The sequence below is a fragment of the Variovorax sp. LjRoot290 genome (assembly GCF_964253985.1).
Lineage (GTDB): Bacteria > Pseudomonadota > Gammaproteobacteria > Burkholderiales > Burkholderiaceae_C > Variovorax.
In genome coordinates, this window is sequence record NZ_CAXURW020000001.1 from 1,675,851 (window position 1) to 1,697,125 (window position 21,275).

The following is a 21,275-nucleotide window of genomic DNA, read 5'->3' on the forward strand; positions in this document are numbered from 1 at the left end:
GCACCCCTGATCGGGCCATTGGAAAAGGTGAGCGCTGTGTACATTGAAAGTCATGTACCGGCGCTGACTTTGAACTCCGAATTCCTCTTTACCGATAGCGACTTTTCCAGGATCCGGACGCTGATCCATCACCGCGCCGGCATCGCCCTGGGCGAGCAGAAGCGCCAGATGGTCTACAGCCGGCTTTCGCGCCGCCTGCGCGAGCTGCGCCTGCCCGAGTTCTCGACCTACCTGGAGCTGCTCGAAGCCAGCCGCGACGGCGAGGAGTGGCAGGCCTTCATCAACTCGCTGACCACCAACCTCACGTCCTTCTTCCGCGAGGCCCATCATTTCCCGGTGCTCGCCGCGCACGTGCGCAAGAGCAAGCAGCCGGTCACGATCTGGTGCGCGGCCGCATCCACCGGCGAGGAACCCTATTCGATCGCCATCACCCTGATCGAGGCGCTCGGCGAGCGCGCGAGCACGGCCCGCGTGATCGCCACCGACATCGACACCGCGGTGCTGGCCAAGGCCTCGGCCGGCGTCTTCACGCTGGAGCAGGTCAACCGGCTGTCCACCGAGCGGCTGCGGCGCTTCTTCAGCAAGGGCACCGGCAGCAACGCCGGCAAGGTGCGCGTGCGTCCCGAAGTCGCAGCAATGGTCAAGTTCGGGCGGCTCAACCTGCTCGATCCGACCTGGCCTGTGAAGGAGCCGGTGGACGCGATCTTCTGCCGCAACGTGATGATCTATTTCGACAAGCCGACGCAGAAGAAGGTGCTCGACCGCTTCGCGCCGCTGCTCAAGCCCGAGGGCCTGCTGTTCGCCGGCCATTCGGAGAACGCCTCGCTGGTCAGCCCGAGCTTCAAGGCCGTGGGTCAGACCGTGTACGAGCTCAGCAAGGGCAAGTCATGAGCGCAGCGGTGCCGGGCTCGGTGGCCAGCCATCACTACTTCGACCGCGACCTCGACTGCATGGCGGTCAAGCTGCTGCCTTCCGAGTACTACGTCACCACCACCGACATCGCGCTGACCACGGTGCTGGGCTCCTGCGTGGCGGCCTGCATCGTGGACCTGGACGCCGGCGTCGCGGGCATGAACCACTTCATGCTGCCGGAAGACGGCGAGCCCGGAACGCGCGGCCAGGTCGAGTCGATGCGCTACGGCGCCTATGCGATGGAGGTGCTGATCGGCGAGATGCTGCGCGCCGGCGCGCGCCGCGATCGGCTGCAGGCCAAGGTCTTCGGCGGCGCCGCGGTGCTCGCCAACATGACCACGCTCAACATCGGCGACCGCAATGCCGACTTCGTGCTGCGCTACCTGAAGGCCGAGCGCATCGCCGTCGCGGCGCAGGACCTGCGCGGCCAGCATGCGCGCCGCGTGTGCCTGCTGCCGCGCAGCGGCAAGGCCGTGGTGCGCAAGCTGCGCACGCGGATCGACGTCCAGTCGATTCAGCGCGAGGAGGGCGAGCTGCTGCGCCGGCTCTCCGTCGCCAATGACAAAGGGAGTTGGGTGGCATGAGCGGCAACAAGATCAAGGTGCTCTGCGTCGACGATTCGGCGCTGATCCGCAGCGTAATGACCGAGATCATCAACAGCCAGAGCGACATGAGCGTGGTCGGCACGGCGGCGGACCCTCTGGTGGCGCGCGACCTCATCAAGCAGACCAACCCCGACGTGCTCACGCTCGACGTCGAGATGCCGCGCATGGACGGGCTGGAGTTCCTCGAGAAGCTCATGCGCCTGCGGCCCATGCCGGTGGTCATGGTGTCCTCGCTGACCGAGCGCGGCTCCGAGATCGCGCTGCGCGCGCTGGAGCTCGGCGCGATCGATTTCGTCACCAAGCCGCGGCTCGGCGTGCGCGACGGCCTGCTCAACTACACCGAGCTCATCGCCGGCAAGATCCGCGTCGCCGCCAGCGCGCGCCTGCTGCCGAGCCGGCATGCGAGCGCGCAGCGGCCCGCGGCGGATCATGCGCAGGAGCCGCTGCTGCGCAGCCCGCTGCTCTCCACCGAGAAGCTCATCATCATCGGCGCCTCGACCGGCGGGACTGAAGCGATCCGCGAGGTGCTGCAGCCGCTGCCGCCCGACGCGCCGGCGGTGCTGATCGCCCAGCACATGCCGCCCGGCTTCACGCGCTCCTTCGCCCAGCGGCTGGACGGCCTGTGCCGCATCCACGTGAAGGAGGCCGAGCACGGCGAGCGCGTGCTGCCGGGCTATGCCTACATCGCGCCCGGCGGCTACCACCTGTCGCTCGCCCGCAGCGGTGCCAACTACGTCGCGCATCTTGACCAGGAGCCGCCGGTGAACCGGCATCGGCCCTCGATCGACGTGCTGTTCGATTCGGCGGCCAAGCACGCCGGCAAGAACGCGATCGGAATGATCCTCACCGGCATGGGCAAGGACGGCGCCGAAGGCCTGCTGCGCATGAAGCGGGCCGGCGCCCACACCCTGGCGCAGGACGAGGCGAGCTGCGTGGTCTACGGCATGCCGCGCGAGGCGGTCGCGCTGGGCGCGGTGGACGAGGTGTCGCCGTTGAACGAGATCAGCCGCCGCGTGCTGGCGCACCTGCGCACCTTCGGCGAGCGCGCGAACCGGGTTTGAACCTTTTTGAACTGTCAGTGGAGAAATCGTGATCGATAAGAGCATCAAAATTTTGGTCGTGGACGACTTCCCGACCATGCGCCGCATCGTGCGCAATCTGTTGAAGGAGCTGGAGTTCCTCAACGTCGACGAGGCCGAGGACGGCGCGGCCGGCATCGAGAAGCTGCGCGGCGGCAACTTCGGCTTCGTGGTCTCGGACTGGAACATGCCCAACATGGACGGCCTGACCATGCTGCAGACCATCCGCGCCGACCCGGAACTGGCCAAGCTGCCGGTGCTGATGGTCACCGCCGAAGCCAAGAAGGAAAACATCATCGCCGCCGCACAGGCCGGCGCCAACGGCTACGTGGTCAAGCCCTTCACGGCCGCGACGCTCGAGGAAAAGATCGTCAAGATTTTCGAGAAGCTCCAGAAAGAAGGGGCATGACATGACGCACAACGTGCCCGATGCCGGAGGGCAGACCAACACTCACGAGGAACTGCTGGGACGCATCGGGCAGTTGACGCGACAGCTGCGCGAGGGCCTGCGCGAGCTGGGCCTGGACAAGCAGGTCGCCCGCGCCGCGCAAGCCATTCCCGACGCGCGCGACCGCCTCAACTACGTCGCCAGCATGACCGAGCGGGCGGCGCACCGGGCGCTCAACGCGATCGAGCTCGCGCAGCCGCTGCAGGAAGAACTGGCCGACCGGGCCAAGGGCCTCACGAAGCGCTGGGACCAGTGGTTCGAGAACCCGATCGAACTGGACCATGCGCGCGAGCTCGTGATGGACACGCGCGGCTACCTGCAGCACGTGCCGCAGCAGGCGAGCGCCATCAACACGCAGTTGATGGAAATCATGATGGCGCAGGATTTCCAGGACCTGACCGGCCAGGTCATCAAGAAGATGATGGAAGTGGTCAACGACGTCGAGACGCAGCTGTTGCAGGTGCTGATCGACAACACGCCGATGGAGAAGCGCCACGAGCCGGCACCGAGCGCGCAGAACAACCTGCTCAACGGCCCGCAGATCAACACCGCCAATCCCGAGGCGGTGACCGACCAGGCACAAGTCGACGATTTGCTGGAAAGCCTGGGGTTCTAAGGCCCGAGTTGGAGGGCAATCCGGGCCTTGATCGAACGATTGTTCCAAGGCACCGAATCCAATAATTCAGCCATGAGCTGAGGTCTTCGCCGATGCTCTTTCGGAGCATGAATGGCTGAAGAAAGCGATCTCGAGAAAACGGAACCTGCCTCGCCGCGGCGCCTGGAGAAGGCGCGCGAAGAAGGCAATGTGGCCCGTTCGCGCGAACTGGTCACTTTCGTTCTGCTCGCCACCGCCGTCGCCGGCCTGTGGCTCACGGCGGAATCGGTCGGCAACACCATGCGCGGCGCGCTGCGCCACGGCCTGCACTTCGATCGCACGGCCGCCTTCGATCCCTCCTACATGCTGGCCCAGACCGGGCTGATGGCGATGCAGTCGCTGATCGCGCTGGCGCCGCTCGCCGGCATGATCGTGCTCGCCGCGCTGGTCGCGCCGCTGATGCTCGGCGGCTGGCTGTTCTCTGCCAAGGCCATCGGCCCCAAGTTCGACAAGCTCGATCCGATCGCCGGCGTGAAGCGCCTGTTCTCCGCGCAGTCGCTGGCCGAGCTGCTGAAGGCGCTGGCCAAGTCGCTCCTGATCGGCGGCGTCGCCTGGCTGGTGATCATGGACAACATGGACGAGGTCACGGCGCTGATGGCGCAGTCGGAGCGCGCCGCGCTGCCGCAGACGATTCGGCTGGTGGGGCGCAACTGCGCGCTGATCACGGCCGCGCTGCTGCTCATCGCGCTGGTCGACGTGCCCTTCCAGCTCTGGAGCTACTACCGCAAGCTGCGCATGTCGCGCGAGGACCTGCGCCAGGAGCACAAGGAAAGCGAAGGCGATCCGCACATCAAGGCGCAGATCCGCCGGCAGCAGCAGCAGATGGCGCGCCGCCGCATGATGTCCGAGGTGCCCAAGGCCGACATCGTGGTCACCAACCCGACGCACTTCGCCGTCGCGCTCAAGTACGTCGACAACGACATGCGCGCGCCGCGCGTGGTGGCCAAGGGCGTGGACGCCGTGGCCGAGCGCATCCGCGAGATCGCGCGCGAGAACAAGGTTGCGATCCTCGAGGCGCCGCCGCTCACGCGCGCGCTCTACAAGCACACCAGGCTGGGGGACGAGATTCCCACCGGCCTCTACACCGCCGTGGCCGAGGTGCTGGCCTGGGTCTATCAGCTGAAGCGCTGGCAAAGCGAAGGCGGCGAAGCGCCGCGCACGCCGGCCGACCTGCCGGTTCCCGAGGCCCTCGCATACAACGTGAAAGCTGCATGAACGCCCTCGCAAGCCTGATGCGTCAACCGGCGCAGCTCTTTTCCGGCAGCCAGTTCAAGGGACTGGCCGGCCCGATCCTCATCATCATGATTTTGAGCATGATGGTGCTGCCGCTGCCGCCCTTCCTGCTGGACCTGCTGTTCACCTTCAACATCGCGATGTCGGTGATGGTGCTGCTGGTGAGCATGTACACCATGAAGGCGCTGGACTTCGCGGCCTTCCCGGCGGTGCTGCTGTTCTCCACGCTGCTGCGCCTGTCGCTCAACGTGGCCTCGACGCGTGTGGTGCTGATGCAGGGCCACACCGGGACCGATGCGGCGGGCAAGGTGATCGAGGCCTTCGGTCACTTCCTGGTCGGCGGCAACTTCGCGGTCGGCGTGATGGTGTTCATCATCCTGGTGCTGATCAACTTCATGGTCATCACCAAGGGCGCGGGCCGCATCGCCGAGGTCGGCGCGCGCTTCATGCTCGACGCCATGCCCGGCAAGCAGATGGCGATCGACGCCGATCTCAACGCCGGGCTGATCGGCGAGGACGTGGCGCGCAAGCGCCGTACCGAGGTGGCGCAGGAAGCCGACTTCTACGGCTCGATGGACGGCGCCAGCAAGTTCGTGCGCGGCGACGCCGTGGCCGGCCTGCTCATCATGGTCATCAACATCATCGGCGGCCTGGTGGTCGGCATGGTGCAGCACGGGCTGGACTTCTCCACCGCCGGCAAGACCTACACGCTGCTGGCCATCGGCGACGGCCTGGTGGCGCAGATCCCGGCGCTCGTGATCTCGACCGCAGCCGGCGTGATCGTCTCGCGCGTGACCACCGAGGAAGACGTCGGCCGCCAGCTGACCGGCCAGCTGTTCTCGAACCCGCAGGTGCTGTTCCTGACGGCGGCCATCATCGGCCTGATGGGGATGATCCCCGGCATGCCGAACGTGGCCTTCCTGCTGATCGCGGGCGGCCTGGTCTGGCTCGGCCGGCGCCTGCTGCTGCGCGCACCGCAGAAGGCCGCCGAACAGGCCGCCGCGGCGGCGCAGGCGACGGCGATGCCGGCGGCCGAATCGGCCGAAGCGACCTGGGACGACGTGGCGCTGGTTGACCCGCTGGGCATGGAAGTGGGCTACCGCCTGATTCCGCTGGTGGACCAGTCGCAGAACGGCGAGCTCTTGGGCCGTATCAAGAGCATCCGCAAGAAGATCGCGCAGGAGCTCGGCTTCCTGGTGCCGGTGGTGCACATCCGCGACAACCTCGAGATCCAGCCCAACACCTACATCATCAGCCTCAAGGGCGTCGAGATCGGCCGCGGCGAAGCCTTCCCCAACCAGTGGATGGCGATCAACCCGGGGCAGGTGACGGGGACGCTGCCCGGCACGCCGACGCAGGACCCGGCCTTCGGCCTGCCCGCGGTCTGGATCGACGCCAGCCAGCGCCAGCAGGCGCAGGTCTTCGGCTACACGGTGGTCGATGCCTGCACGGTGATGGCCACCCATCTCAACCACCTGATCCAGACCCACGCCGCCGAGCTGCTGGGCCGCCAGGAAGTGCAGCAGCTGCTCGACCAGGTCGGCAAGACCGCGCCCAAGCTGACCGAGGGCCTGGTGCCCAAGGTGCTGACGCTGAGCACGCTGCACAAGGTGCTGCAGAACCTGCTGGAGGAAGAGGTGCCGATCCGTGATATGCGCACCATCCTCGACGTGATGGCCGAGCATGCGCCGACCATCAAGGACGCGACCGAGCTGACCACGCTGACGCGCCTGGCCCTGGGCCGCGCGATCGTGCAGCAGCTGTTCCCGGGGGACACGGAGATGCAGGTGATCGGCCTCGACGGCACGCTCGACGGCGTGCTGCAGCAGGCCCTCACCAGCAACAGCGGCATCGAGCCGGGCCTGGCCGACAGCCTGCTGACGCAGGCCCAGGCCGCCATCGCGCGCCAGGAGCAGATGGGCCTGGCGCCGGTACTGGTCGTGCAGCACGCATTGCGCGTGCTGCTCTCGCGCTTCCTGCGGCGCAGCCTGCCGCAGCTCAAGGTTCTCTCGCACGCCGAGATTCCTGATTCCCGCCACATCAAGATCACCGCCACCATTGGAGGAAGAGTTTGAACATCATCACGGACGTGCGGACCACCGCACGCAGGTTCATTGCCACCACCAGCCGCGAAGCGCTGCGCCTGGCGCGCGAAGCCCTCGGCGGCGAGGCGATGGTGCTGACCAACCGCGTGCTGGCCGACGGCGTCGAGATCGTCGCCATGGCGCCGGACGAAGTGGAGCAGGTGCTGGAGCAGGCCGCGCCCGAGGCGCCTGTCGCATCGCTTGCGCCGGTTGCACCGGCCTTGCCTCCCGCGCCTGAAATGCCCGCGATGCGCGAGCAGCCCGCGGCCCCGATCGCCGCGCCTGTGCCCACCCCCGCGCCCCAGCCGGCACCCGCGCCAGCGGCCCCCACCGACAGCGTGCTCAGCGAATTGCATTCGATGCGCGGCATGATCGAAGAGCAGCTCGCCAGCGTGGTCTGGAACGACAAGCAGCGCCGCGATCCGATGCGCGGCCGCCTCCTGCGCACCCTGCTCGGCGCCGGCTTCAGCGCGCGGCTTTCGAAGGCGATGCTGGAGCATCTCCCCGCGAACCAGAGCTACGCGCAGGGCATGGCCTTCGTGCGCTCCGAGCTGATGCGCACGCTGCCCATTCTCGAGAACGAAGACGCGCTCTTGGCCCAGGGCGGCGTCTATGCGCTGATGGGGCCGACCGGCGTCGGCAAGACCACCACCACCGCCAAGCTCGCGGCGCGCTGCGTGATGCGCTTCGGCGCCGACAAGCTGGCGCTGGTGACCACCGACAGCTACCGGATCGGCGCCTACGAGCAGCTGCGCATCTACGGCCAGATCCTCAATGTGCCGGTCTATGCGGTGAAGGACGCGGCCGATCTGCACCTGGTGCTGGAAGACCTGCGCGACAAGCACATGGTGCTGATCGACACCGTCGGCATGAGCCAGCGCGACCGCGCGGTGTCCGACCAGATCGCGATGCTGTGCAACAGCCACCGGCCGGTGAAGCGGCTGCTGCTGCTCAACGCCGCCAGCCATGGCGACACCCTCAACGAAGTGGTGCATGCCTACCGCCACGGCGGCGCCGGCAACGAGCTGGCCGGCTGCATCTTCACCAAGGTCGACGAGGCCACCCATCCGGGCGCGCTGATCGACACCGTGATCCGCCATCGGCTGCCGGTGCACTACATCTCCAGCGGCCAGAAGGTGCCGGAGAACCTGATGCCGGCCGAGCGCGCCCAGCTGGTGGACAGCGTGTTCCAGGCCAGGAGCCACAGCGCGCTCTTCGTGCCCGGCGAAAGCGATCTGCAGCATAAGCCCGCCGGAGCGGAAGTCGAGCAGGCGCAGGCCGAGACCGACCGGCTGCGCATGCAGTACCAGCGGCTGATCCAGGCCATGGCCCACGATGCGCAGGAAGTCGCTGCGGCCGCCACGGCGCTCACCGGCGCCGAGCTGGGCTTCGAACATGCGCGCGAGCTCTGGCGCCAGGCCGCCGACGAGGACGTGCTCCACAAGGCGGTGCTGCAGTCGCTCATGACGCATGCGAAGAGCGAGATCGCCGCCGGCTGCGACACCCACGTGCTCGCGCTCAGCGGCCAGGTCGGCCTCAAGTCGAACGAAGGCGGCGACGCTTACGAATGCCAGGGCAGCCTGCTCTTGTCCGACAGGAGCGGCCTGCCGCTGGCGGCGCCGAACCAGTGGCTCTCGACCGCGGCATTGCGAGGCGCTGGCGGCGCCGGCGATGCCGCGCGCAAGCCCGGCATGCGCCAGGCCCAGTGGCTGCGCCAGCAGGATTTCGGCAAGACGGTGGTGCACGTGCTGCCCCGCCTGCCCGGCAGCGAATTCATGGCGCAGGGCCAGCTCTGGCTGGCGCGCGCGCCGGGCTCCACGGCGGTGAGCGATCCACGCTCCGGCAAGGCCGGCACCCTGGCGCGACTGGCGCTCGTGTTCGGCGAAACGCGGCCCGTGCGCTTCAAGGGCAAGGCGGCGCTGCAATCCGAGGCGCATGCCGACGTGCTGCTGCGCGGCGACGCCGAACTGCCGCCGCTGCGCTGCGTCGCGACGCGCGTGACCGACGCGAAGACGCGCAAGATCCTCGCGCAGAGCTATGCGTTGTCGAACGTCGGCAGCGAAGTCACGGTGCGCCAGCTCGCGCAGTGGCAGGCCTGGGCCGCCGAGGCCGAGCCCTGCTTCCGGCTGATCCGCCAGGGTTTGCAGCTGGTCGGCGGCATGGGCGAGCTCGGCGATCCGCACATGATGAAGCGGCTCCTCGTCGCAGGCCAGGTGACCACCACCGTCTGGCGCCTGCTGCATGCGCGCGGCGACTGGACCGAGCGCACGCGCGCGCTGCTGAACCAATTGACCGGCCGCCCGGCACGGCCCGACCGCGCGCCCTCGGGCAATGCGCTCTACGTCGGCGTGGGCAAGCTGTTCCTGCTGCTGGAAGCCCTGGGCACGTGAGCAACAAGATGGTTGCCGATCAAGCTGACGGCCTGCGGCGCCTGCTGGCGCACACGCCGACGCGCGTCGTCGCCGTGGCCGGCATGGCGCGCGAACTGGGCGCCACCACGACGGCGATGAACCTGGGGGCGGCCCTGGTGCTGCAGGGCAAGGACGTGCTGCTGCTCGACGAGCACGGGATGGCGGTGGACTCCGCCTGCGCCCTCTGGTCGCTCGATCCGCTCGGCACGCTGGCCGACGTGGCCTTGCGGCGGCTGACCTGCGAAGGCGCCGCTGCGCGCGCGAGCTGCGGCGTCAGCGTGCTGCCGGCACTGCCCGGCGCGCAGGACCCGAGCGCGGACCCGCGCCGGCTGTGGCAGGGCGACGTGATCCTGATCGACGCCGTGTTCGACGGGGAGGGCCGGCTGTCGGAGCTGGCGCAGATGGCCGACGAACTGGTGCTGGTGCTGCAGCCCCATGCGGCGTCCATCACCTCCACCTACTCGGGCATCAAGCGGCTGCACTACGCGCATGCGCTGAAGCAGCTGCGTTTGCTGGTCAACGGCGTCGCCGATCCCGAGGCGGCGCAGCAGATCATGGCCAACCTGGTCCAGACCGGCAGCCGCTACCTGGCCGTGTCGCTGCAGCCGGCCGGATGGGTGCGTGCCGATCCGCACCTGCGCGACGCCAGGCGCCTCTGCCGCACCGTGGTCGAGGCCTTTCCGGCCAGCCCGGCGGCGGTGGATTTCCGGCGCATCGCGGCCGACATGGGGCAGTGGCCCTGGCGCCCGGGCGCCAGCCTCGCCGTGCCGCCCGCGCGCGAGACACTGGGCTCGAACATCGCCGCGGCCTCCTGAGGCCGCGGTAACTTGGAGAAGGAAAAGAACGGCCGTGTACACCGCACAGGGAACCATCGAGAAGTCCCATCTGCTGAAGCAGCACCAGCCGATGGTGCGCCGCATGGCGCTGCAGATGATCGCCAAGCTGCCCGCCAGCGTCGAGCTCGACGACCTGATCCAGGCCGGCATGATCGGCCTCCTGGACGCGTCGAGCCGCTACGAGGACAACCGCGGCGCGCAGTTCGAGACCTTTGCCAGCCAGCGCATCCGCGGCGCCATGCTCGACGAGCTGCGCGCCAACGACTGGGGCTCGCGCGGGCTGCGCCAGTCGGCGCGCAAGGTGGAGGCGGCCATCCAGGCGCTCGAGCACCGGCTGGGCCGCGCGCCTTCCGAAGGCGAGATCGCCAAGGAACTGAAGATGAGCCTGGACGCCTACCAGGCCCAGCTGCAGGAGATCCAGGGTTGCCAGCTGCTGTACGTCGAGGACTTCACGCAGGGCGAAAGCGACAGCCCCTTTCTCGACCAGAACGCGCGCGGTGCGCGCAGCGAGCGCGGCGGCAGCGACGACCCGCTGGAGCAACTGCTCGAGAGCGGTTTTCGCCACCAGCTGGTGGATGCCATCGGCACGCTGCCCGAGCGCGACCAGCTGCTGCTCAACCTCTATTACGAGGAAGAACTCAACCTGCGCGAGATCGGCGCCATCCTCGAAGTGAGCCAGTCGCGCGTGTGCCAGCTCCACAGCCAGGCGATCACGCGGCTGCGGGTGGCGCTGAAAGAGATTCTGTAGCGTTCAATGCCCCGTGGGTGTCGCGCCCTTGCGTACCTGTGTCTGGTTGCTGCCGCCGACCTGGCTCTCGCGGTCGTGCCGGCTTTCGGGCGTGCGCTTCGGTTCGTTCCTCTGCGTCACGGGCTGGTGGCCGCCCTTGTTGTGTTCGGTGTGGCCCTTGCGATCGTTCTGCGAATTCGACATGACAGCTCCTTGCTTCTGCATGGACATGAGCCCATGTAGCCCCAGGCGATTTCCGCTTGCACCGGACCGGTGCCGGCCCCGCGTGTAGGAAAACGTCGCGAGCATCGTGGCAATGGTTGATCTCCGCTGCGCAATCGCCCACATTGCCAGCCATGGACATGGTCATCAGCGCGCTGCCAGGCACTTCCGAGATGCTTCCCGGCGACCAGGCCGTGCTCGTCGAGCCGGGGCTGGAGGGCACCGTGGTCGCGCTGACCGCGGACCATCACGCCTACTGCAGCGAGCATGAGCGCGCGACCCGCACGCAGATCGCATGGCGGCTTGCGCGGCTCAAGAAGTCCAGCTTCCAGGGCGAGTACGACAAGTCCCGCAGCTATGCCGCGCCGGTCTATTTCGTCCCGAGCGACACGCTGGTCGGCGACGAGCTGATCGGCGCCTTGGGCATCGCCAGCCACCACGGCCTGTTCGGCGGGGTTGTGTCGCATCCCTTCGTGCTGACCAAGGTGATCACCCATCCGCTGATCGACACCGGCGCCGCCGCGCCCGAGGGCTGGAAGCCCGGTTTCGCCCGTCGGGTGGCCAGTGCGGTGCTGGAGGGCTTCTCGGTCTTCCGGCGCGACGACGCCGATCGCGCCGGCCTGCGCCTGCTGGAGCACGGCGCGGTGCGCATCAAACCGGTGCGTGCGACCGGCGGCCGCGGCCAGCAGGTCGTGCGCGACAAGCGCGCATTGGCGCGCTGCCTGGACGACATGGATGCCGCCGAGATCGCGGCCCATGGCCTGGTGCTGGAGGAGAACCTCCAGCAGCCGGTCACCATCAGCGTCGGCCAGGTGCACGTGGGCCGGATGATCGCCAGCTACTACGGCTGGCAGCGGCTCACGTCCGACAACCATGGCCACCAGGTCTACGGCGGCTCGGACCTCACGGTAGCGCAGGGCGGCTTCGATGCGCTGCTGGCCTTGAGCTTTCCCGCCGAGATCAGGCTGGCCGTCGAGCAGGCGCGTGTTTTCCATCGCGCCGTCGAGGCTTCGTTCCCCGGCTTCTTCGCCTCGCGCATCAACTACGACGTGGCGCAGGGGCCCAACAGCGCCGGCCGGTGGTGCTCGGGCGTGCTCGAGCAGTCGTGGCGCGTCGGCGGGGCGAGCGGCGCCGAGATCGCCGCGCTCGAAATCTTCGAAGAGCAGCCCGAGCGCGCCGTGGTCAATGCGTCGTGCTTCGAGGTCTACGGCGAGGACGTGGTGCCGCCGCCGAACGCCACCGTGTATTTCAGCGGCGCCGATGCAATCGCCGGCCCGCTCACGAAGTACACCGTGGCCGAGCCCTGATGCCCACCCGTCATGCCCTCATCGACATCCCGGTCGACGGCGTGCACATCGCCGGAACGCTCATCGCACCATCGACCGTGGTGCCGGGCGTGCTGCTGGTGCACGGCTGGGACGGCAGCCAGCAGCAGGACATCGCGCGCGCCCACGAGCTCGCGGCGCTGGGCTGCATCTGCCTGACCTTCGACCTGCGCGGCCATGCGCGGCACCTGGCGCAGCGCGAGGCCGTCACGCGCGAAGACAACCTGCGCGACGTGCTGGCCGCCTACGACGTGCTGGTGGGCCATCCGGCCGTGGACCCGAGCGCGGTCGCCGTCGTCGGTGCCAGCTACGGCGGCTACCTGGCGGCGGTGCTGAGCTCGCTGCGCCCCGTGCGATGGCTGGCCCTGCGCGTGCCGGCCATCTACCGCGACGAGAACTGGGAGCACCCGAAGCGGCGCCTCAACGGCGACGACCTCACGCTCTACCGCCAGACCGCGATCGAGCCCGAGAAGAACCGTGCGCTGGCCGCCTGCGAGGACTTCATCGGCGACGTGCTGGTCGTCGAGTCCGAGCACGACACCATCGTGCCGCACCCGGTCATCGAGAACTACCTGGCCGCCTTCAAGCACGTGCGCTCGATGACCTACCGCGTGCAGATGGGCGCCGACCACGCGCTCTCGAAGAAGGCTTGGCGGCAGGAGTACACGCAGATCCTCCTGGCCTGGATGAACGACGTGAGGCGGTCTGCGAAGACCGAAGAAAAAGCCCTACCACCGCAGCATCCAAAGCGCTATGAGTCTTGGGTCGAACCTTAGTCACCTTAGTAGACGGAAGTGCAAAAAATTACCGCACGTGTAGTGCTTGCGACTTCAGAAATTGCACCCGGACGCCGAAATGTCATGCAGGTGCAATTCAAACAGCGAGCAGAAAGAAAATGTCCAGACTCATCGTTCTCGCCCGACATGGCAGCGTCAGGCAGTTCAACATCACCGGGCCGATCACGACCATCGGCCGCGACCAGGCTTGCGAGGTGCAGATCGACAGCATCGGCGTCAGCCGGCGCCATGCCACCATCCACTGGACGGGCGACCGCTTCGTGCTGACCGACATGGCGAGCTTCAACGGCACCTTCGTCAACCGGCACCGCATCTTCGAACATGCGCTGAAGAACGGCGACGCGATCACGATAGGGGCGTGCCAGCTGCGCTTTCTCTACACCTCGAAGGCGCTGCCGAGCGAAGACGCGCTGCGCCTGGTGACGCAGTCCGACGAACCGATCGACATCGACGCCGCGCGCGCGAAGAGCGACTGGGCCGCCTTCTTCCGCCGCAGCGGAAGCAGCGTGTCGGCCAGGCTGCGCTGAGGGTGGAACTCGCGGGTGCGCGACGGGATGCGAGGAGTCATGGCTGTTGACCATGACCCTCCAGCATCTCGTCGGGTTTGAGGATGCGCTACCTGCTCGAAGGGGACACAGTTGTTCGGTCGGCAGAAACCGATGACGCAATACCTCGAAGGAGCAATTCGATGAGCAAGCTGGCAATCGTCCTCGCCGTTGCAGGAATTGCAACGGGCATGACCGTTCCGTTTGAAACCGCCAATGCCTTTCCGGCGCTTTGGTTGGACAGAAAGCAGTTGCGCATCCCGATGGGGCATTGTGCTGGTGCGGCGTTCGAGGCTGTCAAGAAGGTCGGATTGCGCGAGGCCAACAAGGATGCGGAGGGTGCCGGCGGGACGACGGCTTCGGTCCGCGGCACCATTCGATGCGTGCGATTGCCGCGTGCGGGACCTTGCAATGCCGACGGCGCGACTGCCGTGTTCATTGCCACGAGCGATAGGAGCCTGCAAGACGCCAAAGACATTGTTCAGCGCATGAGTAGGGCGCTGGGAGATCCAGTACTTTTCGACTGCAACTGAAGGACGTGTTGCGCGCGTGCGTGTCGCCCGTCCTGTGATTCAGTTGTTGTCGTCCTGAAAGTTGATGCTCCGGTGCGTGCCATCGCAAAACGGCTTGTTCTTCGATCCGCCGCACCGACAGAGGGAATAGCGCTCGCGCGAGGCGCCTTCGCTCCAGTTGTCGGTGTCGAGATCGAAGCCCTGAACCTCATAGGGGCCGTTTCGTGCGATGCGAATGCTCGGAGCAGTCAGGTCGCTGGATCCGGGTTGGGCGGCGCCCCGATCGTCCACGACCCCGCAAGGCGTGCGGTCCGGGCGCGGATCGTCCGAAAACCCGATTCGAATATGGGAGCTGTCACAAAACGGCTTCCTGTGCGACGCGCCGCAGCGACACAACGCGACGCCGTTCCACCCCTGGAGCCGCTCGCCCTTTGAGTTTGTCAGATCATCGACGGTGACCAGATAGGGGCCATTGCGCGACAGCCTGATGCGAGGTCTTTGCTTGTCTGGAGGGGATTGACCCACGACTGCATGCGAGAACGGCGCGACTGGTTCCTGCTTCATCTTGCAACTCCTTCGAGCCCAACGCTTGCGGCAAATATGAGCGAACGCCAGCCGAGCGTACACCTGATGAGCGATGAAAAAGCTTCGGCCCCTTGAAGACGAAGCTCGCCTGCCTGGCGGCCGCCGCGCGCGGGCCTTGGTCAGCGAGGCGACGACGACTCACGACCGGCAGGCAAGAGATCCCGCTGGACCGAGCTATCCCTCGAATCGGTGAGCCGGTCATCGCGGTGCAGCCGCCACCATGCGAGCAGGGCGTCAAAGTCGCCGGCGAAACTGCGCGCTTTCAGAACGTCGGCCGCGATCGAGCAATGGGCGGCTTCATCAAAAGCGAGCATGCGGCGGCTTGATACGCGGGCGCAGAGCAGATACAGCGCCTTGAGATCGGCCTCGGCGACGCGCTCGAAATGCGCCAGTAGGCGTTCGCGATCACCCGGCGCGGGCGCTCCGGGCAGGTTCTGGCCAAGCGCCGCCGCGGACAGCAGCGCGCAGGCCATGGCGGTCGAACTGCGTCGATGTTCCGATTTCATGGGGATGACTCCGTGAGGGGTTCCGGAGTAATCTAGGCGACCCGCTGCGCCTCGCGTCGAAACTCGGCCGAACCTTCGTCGAAGCTTCGCCGCAAGAGCCCACCGAGCAGGAGGGCAGGCGATGTTGACGAGCTCTGTGGGCATCGAGCCCGGTTCGGTGTCACTGTTTGGGCCGTTCGCGCTGGACGCGGGCCGAGCGGCGCTGACCCGTGGCGGCGCACGCGTGGCCTTGCGTCCGAAGACCTTTGCGCTGCTGTCGTACTTGGCCGCACATCCCGGCCGCGTGGTCGGCAAGGACGAGTTGCTGGCAGCGGTCTGGCCCGGCGTCGTCGTCAATGAAGAGTCGCTGTCGCAGTGCGTGCGCGAATTGCGCGCCGCGCTGGGCGACGAGGGGCAGCAGCTGATCAGGACCGTCGCGCGTCGCGGCTATCTGTTCGACACGGCCGTCGAGGCGCCAGCGCCACCGGTGGCAGACGCCGCCTCGCCGCAGCACGACCGCCACCGGGCAGGATGGGCGATTGCCGGCGCGGTGCTGCTCGCCGGATTGACGCTCGCCGTGCAACGGACCGATCCTCCGGTTGGCGTCGACCAGGCGCTCAAGGCGCGCCGCTCGATCGCGGTGATGCCATTCAGCGAGCTCGGCGCCGACGGCCGCGGCTATTTCGCCGAAGCGATCACCGAAGATCTGACCACCGACCTCGCCAAGCTGCCCGACACGCTGGTGGTGGCACGGGCTTCCGCCGCCGCGGTTGCTGTGCGCGAGACCGACATCGTGAGGATCGGGCGCGAGCTCCGCGTGCGCCATGTGCTCAATGGCAGCGTGCGGCGCGACGGTGCCGCGGTGCAGATCAACGTGCAGTTCGCCTCGAGCGACAACGGTGCAGTGCTATGGTCCGAGCGCTTCGAATATCCCGATCTCGCTGACTGGGCATGGCAACGCGACATCGGCACTCGCATCGCGCGCGTGCTCGACGTGCGGATGACGGCGGCAGCCGCAGGCCAGTCGGCAGCGCACAGCGGCAAGCGGCTCGACGCGATCGATGCGACGCTCCAGGGACAGCACGCTTTGCGCAATTTTGTCGGCCGCGCCGATCTGCTGCGGGCCCGCGCGCATTTCGAGAATGCGTTGGCCATCGAGCCCGACTCCGCCATTGCACTGACCGGATTGGCGCAGTCGTACCTGAGCGAAATGGAAGCCGGGCTGGGCCTCGGCGTCCAGTCGGTCGCACTCGCCGAACAGGCGATCGCCCGGGCGCTGGCGGCGGCTCCGGACTATTTGCCGGCGCAATGCCTCACGGGTCACGTGCTGCGCGAGCGAGGCGACCCGGAAGGCGCGCTGCGGGTGTACCAGAAAGTCGTGGCCGCCAATCCCAGCGAGGCATGGAGCCATGCACGCATCGGCGCGATGAAGCTGCGCCTCGGCCGAGCCGAGGAGGTTGCGGCCCATACCGACGCAGCGATGCGGCTGAGCCCGTTCGAGACTTCGCTGGTCGGCTATAGCCACTTCCATGCCGGCGCCGCCGAGTACTACCTCGGCCGCGAGGACGCGGCCTACGAGCGCATGCGCCAGTCAGCCGCGGTCGGCCCGCATCCGGCGCAATACGCCGCGTTCCTCTGGCTGGCCTCGCTCGATGCGCTGCACGGGCGGGGGCAAGAGGCTCGGCAACATGCCGCACAGGTACTTCGCCTGCGGCCGTACTGGACCATCCACTTGTGGCGAATCGGGACCGCGCCGGTGCATCCCCGGCTTCAGGCTGGCAGGGAACGGTTCGACGAGGGGTTGAGGAAAGCCGGGTTGCCCGAGTCGTGACATTGCACGCCTAGGGGCGGCTCGTGGGCCCCTCTAACCCGCAATGAGAACGCGGACAAGAACGACGAGGAACCCCGCAGCGATGAACGCTGCGACGGTCGTCGTCACCAGGCCAGACGTTCCGTCGTCCTCTTTTTGCTGCGCCGGCGTGGCGTAGGCGTAGGGTTTCGCCGCAGCCGTGTCGAAAGCGGTGCTGAACGGGCTATAGAGCGCCCCGCCGAGGCTTTCCGGGCCAGATCCATCGTCTTGAACATCAACACCCGCTGATTGCTCGATTACGCCAGCTTTGATGGAGGAGGCCTTTTCAGCTTCGGCTGCCAACAGCAGTTCACCTGGGAGCGCCGACAGCGCTGCCAGGCAAAAGCCTGCCAGCGCCCGGCACATTCCACGTTTTTTTGTCGACACGGTGCACTTCGGTTTGCCGAAACCGCCGTTACTAGTTGCTGCCAGTCGCCTTGTGCGCCTGATGATTGCCGAAGGTCAGCGGCGTGGCCGTATCGCACTTGAGCGCGGGAGTCGCCGACCCCGCCAGGGTGATGATGACCAGGGCAGTGTCTTTGGTGCCAGGCTCTCCGCCGTCGGTGAACGTGAATGTTATCGACGCAGGCTGACCATTGAAGGTGCCGGTGCCCGCTCCCTCGAAGGTGTCGAAGGGCGCAGTCGGAGGTTGTGGTTCGATATTCGGGTCGTTGGTGCACAGGCCCTTTGACAAAGTGGTCAGATGGAAATTGTCGCCACCGGAAAAATTGATTTCCAGATTGTTCGGCTCCGCGGGGTCGGATCCTTCGAATTGAGTGCCCTGTCCGCAGTGCAACTCGAACCCGTGCGTCACCCTCTGCTGTCCGGTAGCGAGTTCGCTGCAGAAAAAGCTTCCGCCACCGGTCATCCGGCCGGGTTCATGAGCCCAAGCCGAGCCAACCATCATCGCCGCCGCTGCCGCGGCACCGCAGAGCACGGCTTTACCGCAAGGTCTGTTCATGATCTTCCCTTTGCCCCGCCACGGGCGGTGATACCAGGGCCAAAGCATTCACTTCAGGACGTTGAACAAACGGACGCACAGGCCCATCGGGCGCAATTGTTGTACGCCCCAAAGAGACCTTTCTCCATACAACGAATGGCCTATCGTTGCTGAGCGAGAGCCGCGTCGCGCCGTCGGCTACCCAGAGCCCAGCCGAACAACTCAGGAGCGCGGGCAGAAAGCCCCAGCCTCGGCCCAGGCCTTGATCAGCGCGCCGAACTCCTTCTGCGTTCCCGGCGCCGGCGTGCGCCACGCGCCCGGGTTCCAGGCCCAGCCGACCAGCGAGTCTTCGGCCATGTGGTGCACCAGCTTGGCCATGTCCATGTTGTCGTTGCGCGACTTGTCCTTGATCTGCTCGCAGATCTGGCCCAGCGTGCGGCCCTGCCAGGCCATCGAGGCCGGCGCCAGGTGCCACTTGGGATGGCCCGGCATGCGCGCGTTGTCGTAGTTGGCGGCCTGGTGGCAGGTGGCGCAGCGCATCGCCGCCGCGCCGAAGCCGTCGGCGCCGCGCACCACCCAGGGCTGGTGCGGATTCAGCGCATTGCTCTGCGTCGGCCGGTCGCCCGACGGATGGCAGTTGAGGCAGCGCGGGCTGTTGATGACCTTGCCGGCCTCGGTGAAGAGGGCGATGGCGCGCTCCTGCTTGTCGGCGATCTTGTCGAACTCGGACACGGGCTTGAGCGTGTTGTTGCTGCCCTGCTGCTGCGCGGCCGCGATGCCACCGAGGGCGAGCAGGGCGGCAAGAAAGAGCTTCTTATTCATCATCATCACGCGGCCTCCCTGACCATGGGCAACTGCCGCGGCCGTTCGCCGCCCGCGAGCCGCGCGAGCGCATTGGCCACCGCCGGCCCGATCGGCGGCACGCCCGGTTCGCCGACGCCCGTGGGCTTCTCGGTCGAGTCGACGATCTTCACTTCGATCGCCGGCATCTCGTGGATGCGCAGCGAACGGTAGGTGTCGAAGTTGCGCTGCACGCGGCGCCCGCCTTCGAGCCGGATCTCGCCGTAGAGGATGTGGCCCAGGCCGAAGCCGATGCCGCCTTCCATCTGCGCGCGCACGATGTCGGGGTTGACCACGCGGCCGCAGTCCACCGCGCACCACACCTTGTGCACGCGCGGCTCGCCGTTCTCGCCCATCGACACCTCGGCGATGTGCGCGACATAGGTGCCGAAGGCCTTGACGATCGAGACGCCGCGTGCGCGCCCGCTGCCCGCGGCCGGCCCCGACCACTTCGCGAGATCGGCCACGGCGCGCAGCGTGGTCTTGAAGCGCGGGTCGTCGCCGAAGAGGGCCATGCGGCCTTCGACCGGGTCCTGCCCCGCGGTCTGCAGCAGCTGGTCGACGAAGCACTCCACCGCGTAGCCGGTGTGCGTGGAGCCCACCGAGCGCCACGACAGCGTGGGCACGCCGACCTTCTGGATGTGCAGATCGCAGCGGAAGTTCTCGATCTTGTAGGGGATCTCGTTCGCGCCTTCGACCATGGTGGCGTCGATGCCGTTCTTGAACAGCATGGATTCGAACATCGTGCCCTGGATGAAGGACTGGCCCACGATGGTGTCGGACCAGGCCACGACCTTGCCGCCGCGCAAGCCCCCGCGCATGCGGTGCACGAAGAGCGGCCGGTAGCGCCCGCCCTGCACGTCGTCGTCGCGCGTCCACATCAGCTTGACGGGGCGCGCGGAGCCAATGGCCTTGGCGACCTGGGCCAGCTCGGCAGCGAAGTCAGAGCCCATCTCGCCGCGGCGGCCGAAGCTGCCGCCGGCCAGCATGGTCTCGACCGCCACCTGCTCGGGCTTGAGCCCCAGCACGCCGGCGATGACGGCTTGGTCGAGGGTCTGGATCTGCGAGCCGAAGCGCGCCGTGGCGCCCTTGTCGTTCCAGCGCAGGAAGCCGTCCAGCGGCTCCATCGGCGAATGGGCCAGGTAGGGGAAGGCGTACTCGGTTTCGATCACCCGCTCGGCCGAGGCCAGGCTCGTGTCGACATTGCCGTGCGCCTCCGCAACGGCACCCGGCGAGCGGGCGGCGGCGCGGTATTCGGCGAGGATCTGTTCGCTGCCGCGCTTCTCGGCCGCCGACTCGTCCCAGGTGATGCGCAGCTTCTCGCGCCCCTTGATGGCCGGCCAGGTGCTCTCCGCGTAGACGGCCACGCCGGTCGGCACCTGCTTCACCTCCACCACGCCCTTGACCGCCAGCGCCTCGATCGCGTCGAAAGAAGCGACCTTGGCGCCGAAGAGCGGCGGATGCGCGACCACCACGGTGAGCATGTTCGGCTCGTGGATGTCGATGGTGAACTGCGCCGTGCCGTTGGTCTTGGCCGGCACGTCGAGCTTGCGCACCGCGCCTTCGCGCCCGATCAGGCGGAACTCCGAGGGGTCTTTCAGCCGCACCTCGGTGGGCGCGGGTGCGGGCAATCGCGATGCGGCGAGCGCGAATTCGCCGAAGCGGCCCTGCTTGCCCGACGCCGCATGCCGCAACACGCCGCGTTCGACCGTGATGTCCTTTGCCGGAACGCGCCAGCTGTTGGCCGCCGCCTGCACCAGCAGCGCCCGCGCGGTGGCGCCAGCCTGGCGCAGCTGGTCGTAGGAATTGGCAATCGCCGTCGAGCCGCCCGTGCCCTGCACCGGACCGAAAGCGAGGTTGTTGTAGAGCTTGGCATCGGCCGGCGCGTGCTCGGCGCGCATCTGCGCCCAGTCGGCATCCATCTCCTCGGCCACGATCGTCGCGAGACCGGTGAAGGGCCCCTGGCCGAACTCGATGTGCTTGACCAGCACCGTGACCGTGCTGTCGGTGCCCACGCGAATGAAGGCGTTGGGCGCGAAGACGCTCTGGGCCGCCTTAGCCTTGGTGGCCGCCAGCGCGCTGCCGGCGAAGGGGGCGAGGTAGGCGGCGACCACAAGGCCGGACGTGCACTTCAGCACCGTGCGGCGCGAGAGCTTCAGGGTGGTGCTGTCTGTGGGGGCCATGG

At 67.5% G+C, this 21,275-nt stretch carries 22 protein-coding genes; 15 read left to right on the plus strand and 7 right to left on the minus strand.

The window, feature by feature from the left end; translation table 11 throughout:
- The first annotated feature begins 69 nt into the window (after nt 1–69).
- The 10 genes from ACSQ9A_RS08455 to ACSQ9A_RS08500 all read left to right on the plus strand — a co-directional run bounded on the left by ACSQ9A_RS08455 (nt 70) and on the right by ACSQ9A_RS08500 (nt 11,011).
- Nucleotides 70–891, plus strand: coding sequence for a CheR family methyltransferase (locus ACSQ9A_RS08455; protein WP_093102041.1), 822 nt, complete (start codon nt 70–72; stop codon nt 889–891).
- Entirely contained in the window at nt 888–1,496 is a 609-nt protein-coding gene (cheD, locus tag ACSQ9A_RS08460; RefSeq protein WP_436303328.1) for a chemoreceptor glutamine deamidase CheD, read from the plus strand. The genes ACSQ9A_RS08455 and cheD overlap by 4 nt, the downstream gene beginning before the upstream one ends.
- Entirely contained in the window at nt 1,493–2,578 is a 1,086-nt protein-coding gene (locus tag ACSQ9A_RS08465) for a protein-glutamate methylesterase/protein-glutamine glutaminase (protein ID WP_436303329.1), read from the plus strand. Before cheD ends, ACSQ9A_RS08465 begins: the two co-directional genes overlap by 4 nt.
- 31 nt (nt 2,579–2,609) lie before the next feature.
- Nucleotides 2,610–3,005 (plus strand): chemotaxis response regulator CheY, encoded by a 396-nt coding sequence (gene cheY / locus ACSQ9A_RS08470; RefSeq protein WP_170855469.1) that lies wholly within the window; start codon nt 2,610–2,612, stop codon nt 3,003–3,005.
- Between the two features lies 1 nt (nt 3,006).
- Nucleotides 3,007–3,660, plus strand: coding sequence for a protein phosphatase CheZ (cheZ, locus tag ACSQ9A_RS08475; RefSeq protein ID WP_093102048.1), 654 nt, complete (start codon nt 3,007–3,009; stop codon nt 3,658–3,660).
- A gap of 111 nt (nt 3,661–3,771) precedes the next feature.
- Nucleotides 3,772–4,914, plus strand: a complete 1,143-nt coding sequence (gene flhB, locus ACSQ9A_RS08480; protein ID WP_093102050.1) for a flagellar biosynthesis protein FlhB — start codon at nt 3,772–3,774, stop codon at nt 4,912–4,914.
- Nucleotides 4,911–7,007, plus strand: a complete 2,097-nt coding sequence (gene flhA, locus ACSQ9A_RS08485; protein ID WP_436303330.1) for a flagellar biosynthesis protein FlhA — start codon at nt 4,911–4,913, stop codon at nt 7,005–7,007. Before flhB ends, flhA begins: the two co-directional genes overlap by 4 nt.
- Nucleotides 7,004–9,406, plus strand: a complete 2,403-nt coding sequence (gene flhF, locus ACSQ9A_RS08490; RefSeq protein WP_436303331.1) for a flagellar biosynthesis protein FlhF — start codon at nt 7,004–7,006, stop codon at nt 9,404–9,406. The genes flhA and flhF overlap by 4 nt, the downstream gene beginning before the upstream one ends.
- A gap of 8 nt (nt 9,407–9,414) precedes the next feature.
- Complete coding sequence (locus ACSQ9A_RS08495; protein ID WP_436303332.1) at nt 9,415–10,242, plus strand: MinD/ParA family ATP-binding protein; 828 nt, start codon at nt 9,415–9,417, stop codon at nt 10,240–10,242.
- 34 nt (nt 10,243–10,276) lie between these two features.
- On the plus strand, nt 10,277–11,011 hold the full coding sequence (locus tag ACSQ9A_RS08500) for an RNA polymerase sigma factor FliA (protein WP_436303333.1): 735 nt from the start codon (nt 10,277–10,279) through the stop codon (nt 11,009–11,011).
- Between the two features lie 3 nt (nt 11,012–11,014).
- On the opposite strand, the gene ACSQ9A_RS08505 is transcribed toward ACSQ9A_RS08500, so the two are convergent.
- Nucleotides 11,015–11,194, minus strand: coding sequence for a hypothetical protein (locus ACSQ9A_RS08505; RefSeq protein WP_093102057.1), 180 nt, complete (start codon nt 11,192–11,194; stop codon nt 11,015–11,017).
- A 152-nt stretch (nt 11,195–11,346) separates the two neighbouring features.
- Between ACSQ9A_RS08505 and ACSQ9A_RS08510 the strand changes: the two genes are divergently transcribed.
- The 4 genes from ACSQ9A_RS08510 to ACSQ9A_RS08525 all read left to right on the plus strand — a co-directional run bounded on the left by ACSQ9A_RS08510 (nt 11,347) and on the right by ACSQ9A_RS08525 (nt 14,412).
- Nucleotides 11,347–12,519, plus strand: a complete 1,173-nt coding sequence (locus ACSQ9A_RS08510; protein WP_436303334.1) for a DUF3182 family protein — start codon at nt 11,347–11,349, stop codon at nt 12,517–12,519.
- A complete protein-coding gene (locus tag ACSQ9A_RS08515; RefSeq protein ID WP_436303336.1) occupies nt 12,519–13,313 on the plus strand; it encodes an alpha/beta hydrolase family protein in 795 nt (264 codons plus the stop codon). The genes ACSQ9A_RS08510 and ACSQ9A_RS08515 overlap by 1 nt, the downstream gene beginning before the upstream one ends.
- Nucleotides 13,314–13,432: 119 nt before the next feature.
- Nucleotides 13,433–13,861, plus strand: coding sequence for an FHA domain-containing protein (locus ACSQ9A_RS08520; RefSeq protein WP_436303337.1), 429 nt, complete (start codon nt 13,433–13,435; stop codon nt 13,859–13,861).
- Nucleotides 13,862–14,022: 161 nt separating this feature from the next.
- Nucleotides 14,023–14,412 (plus strand): hypothetical protein, encoded by a 390-nt coding sequence (locus ACSQ9A_RS08525; protein ID WP_436303338.1) that lies wholly within the window; start codon nt 14,023–14,025, stop codon nt 14,410–14,412.
- A gap of 39 nt (nt 14,413–14,451) precedes the next feature.
- On the opposite strand, the gene ACSQ9A_RS08530 is transcribed toward ACSQ9A_RS08525, so the two are convergent.
- Nucleotides 14,452–14,955, minus strand: a complete 504-nt coding sequence (locus ACSQ9A_RS08530) for a CDGSH iron-sulfur domain-containing protein (RefSeq protein ID WP_093102063.1) — start codon at nt 14,953–14,955, stop codon at nt 14,452–14,454.
- Nucleotides 14,956–15,095: 140 nt separating this feature from the next.
- On the minus strand, nt 15,096–15,482 hold the full coding sequence (locus ACSQ9A_RS08535; RefSeq protein WP_436303339.1) for a hypothetical protein: 387 nt from the start codon (nt 15,480–15,482) through the stop codon (nt 15,096–15,098).
- A gap of 136 nt (nt 15,483–15,618) precedes the next feature.
- On the opposite strand from ACSQ9A_RS08535, the gene ACSQ9A_RS08540 reads away from it, so the two are divergent.
- Complete coding sequence (locus ACSQ9A_RS08540; RefSeq protein ID WP_436303340.1) at nt 15,619–17,292, plus strand: winged helix-turn-helix domain-containing protein; 1,674 nt, start codon at nt 15,619–15,621, stop codon at nt 17,290–17,292.
- Between the two features lie 33 nt (nt 17,293–17,325).
- On the opposite strand, the gene ACSQ9A_RS08545 is transcribed toward ACSQ9A_RS08540, so the two are convergent.
- From ACSQ9A_RS08545 to ACSQ9A_RS08560, 4 genes are all read right to left on the minus strand, one after another.
- Entirely contained in the window at nt 17,326–17,697 is a 372-nt protein-coding gene (locus tag ACSQ9A_RS08545) for a hypothetical protein (protein ID WP_436303341.1), read from the minus strand.
- 31 nt (nt 17,698–17,728) lie between these two features.
- Nucleotides 17,729–18,271, minus strand: coding sequence for a hypothetical protein (locus ACSQ9A_RS08550; RefSeq protein WP_139191606.1), 543 nt, complete (start codon nt 18,269–18,271; stop codon nt 17,729–17,731).
- Nucleotides 18,272–18,472: 201 nt separating this feature from the next.
- Entirely contained in the window at nt 18,473–19,078 is a 606-nt protein-coding gene (locus ACSQ9A_RS08555; RefSeq protein ID WP_212733603.1) for an Isoquinoline 1-oxidoreductase subunit, read from the minus strand.
- Entirely contained in the window at nt 19,078–21,273 is a 2,196-nt protein-coding gene (locus ACSQ9A_RS08560; RefSeq protein ID WP_436303342.1) for a molybdopterin cofactor-binding domain-containing protein, read from the minus strand. Before ACSQ9A_RS08560 ends, ACSQ9A_RS08555 begins: the two co-directional genes overlap by 1 nt.
- Nucleotides 21,274–21,275: the final 2 nt, after the last annotated feature.

Excerpts from the sequence above, each read along its gene's own strand:
- ACSQ9A_RS08505 (WP_093102057.1), bottom strand. The coding sequence starts at position 11,194 with ATGTCGAATTCGCAGAACGATCGCAAGGGCCACACCGAACACAACAAG.
- ACSQ9A_RS08520 (WP_436303337.1), top strand. The coding sequence starts at position 13,433 with ATGTCCAGACTCATCGTTCTCGCCCGACATGGCAGCGTCAGGCAGTTC.
- ACSQ9A_RS08555 (WP_212733603.1), bottom strand. The coding sequence starts at position 19,078 with ATGATGATGAATAAGAAGCTCTTTCTTGCCGCCCTGCTCGCCCTCGGT.
- ACSQ9A_RS08510 (WP_436303334.1), top strand. The coding sequence starts at position 11,347 with ATGGACATGGTCATCAGCGCGCTGCCAGGCACTTCCGAGATGCTTCCC.
- ACSQ9A_RS08495 (WP_436303332.1), top strand. The coding sequence starts at position 9,415 with ATGGTTGCCGATCAAGCTGACGGCCTGCGGCGCCTGCTGGCGCACACG.
- ACSQ9A_RS08560 (WP_436303342.1), bottom strand. The coding sequence starts at position 21,273 with ATGGCCCCCACAGACAGCACCACCCTGAAGCTCTCGCGCCGCACGGTG.
- ACSQ9A_RS08515 (WP_436303336.1), top strand. The coding sequence starts at position 12,519 with ATGCCCACCCGTCATGCCCTCATCGACATCCCGGTCGACGGCGTGCAC.
- ACSQ9A_RS08525 (WP_436303338.1), top strand. The coding sequence starts at position 14,023 with ATGAGCAAGCTGGCAATCGTCCTCGCCGTTGCAGGAATTGCAACGGGC.
- ACSQ9A_RS08530 (WP_093102063.1), bottom strand. The coding sequence starts at position 14,955 with ATGAAGCAGGAACCAGTCGCGCCGTTCTCGCATGCAGTCGTGGGTCAA.
- ACSQ9A_RS08550 (WP_139191606.1), bottom strand. The coding sequence starts at position 18,271 with ATGAACAGACCTTGCGGTAAAGCCGTGCTCTGCGGTGCCGCGGCAGCG.
- flhB (WP_093102050.1), top strand. The coding sequence starts at position 3,772 with ATGGCTGAAGAAAGCGATCTCGAGAAAACGGAACCTGCCTCGCCGCGG.
- flhA (WP_436303330.1), top strand. The coding sequence starts at position 4,911 with ATGAACGCCCTCGCAAGCCTGATGCGTCAACCGGCGCAGCTCTTTTCC.
- cheD (WP_436303328.1), top strand. The coding sequence starts at position 888 with ATGAGCGCAGCGGTGCCGGGCTCGGTGGCCAGCCATCACTACTTCGAC.
- cheZ (WP_093102048.1), top strand. The coding sequence starts at position 3,007 with ATGACGCACAACGTGCCCGATGCCGGAGGGCAGACCAACACTCACGAG.
- ACSQ9A_RS08535 (WP_436303339.1), bottom strand. The coding sequence starts at position 15,482 with ATGAAATCGGAACATCGACGCAGTTCGACCGCCATGGCCTGCGCGCTG.
- ACSQ9A_RS08465 (WP_436303329.1), top strand. The coding sequence starts at position 1,493 with ATGAGCGGCAACAAGATCAAGGTGCTCTGCGTCGACGATTCGGCGCTG.